This window comes from Pseudomonas sp. AGC41 (assembly GCF_057334555.1).
In genome coordinates this window covers 1-753 of sequence record NZ_JBHFJB010000077.1, presented here as the reverse complement: position 1 = coordinate 753, position 753 = coordinate 1, and the positions used below count along the sequence as shown (strand labels likewise).

Sequence of the window (753 nt, the reverse complement as noted above, 5' to 3'; positions counted from 1 at the left end):
GGCGTAGCCGATCAGGCGGTCGTACAGGTCCCAGGTGAACTGGGATTTTTTACCGTTGTGCAGACGCTCCTTGAGGTTGCCACGCTCGTCGTAGCTGTAGTGAGTGCCGACGTAGTCACGCAGCAGGTTGTCCAGCAGTTTGTTCGGGACATATTGATTGGGACGGCGCGGTGCCTGCGGGTCCAGCAGGTTGCTGGCTGGGTCAAAGGCGAAGGTCTCTTCGCCGCTGATGGTCTGGGCTGAGAGCAGTCGTCCAAGTGGATCGTAACGGTAGCTCAGTGCACCGCGCCGGGTGTCGTCGATGCGGGTCAGTTGACCGGCTGCGTCGTGCCGGTAGTTGCGCACGACCAGACGTTGGGTATCGCCGCGTTTTCCCAGTGCCTGTTCCTGTAGTTGACCGTTGGGCGTCCAGGCTTGCCGTTGTTGCAGGCCGTTGCCCTGGTCGCGGGCGATCTCTCGGTGCAGGTTGTCGCGATGATAACTCAGTAACTCTTGGTCATCGACTTTTAGCACCAATAAATGACCGCTGCCGTAAGTTAGCCAACTGACCCGATGCCCATCCGGGCGAGTGGTGGCGATACGCTGGTTGAGGGCATCGTACTCATGCTTCCAGATCGCCACATGCGGTTCCTGCAGGTAGCGCAAGTATTGATGCTCGCGGGTGTTGTTGCCCGCACGGTCGTAGAACCATTGCAGTTTGCAGGCGGCGTTTTCCGCCAGCAGCAGATTGCCATTGCCGTCATAGGCGAAGGT

The 753-nt window shown here is 59.2% G+C and carries 1 pseudogene; it reads right to left on the bottom strand.

Annotated features, from left to right (window positions below):
* A pseudogene (locus ACE04F_RS13680) lies at positions 1-753 on the bottom strand (RHS repeat-associated core domain-containing protein); the annotation flags it as partial.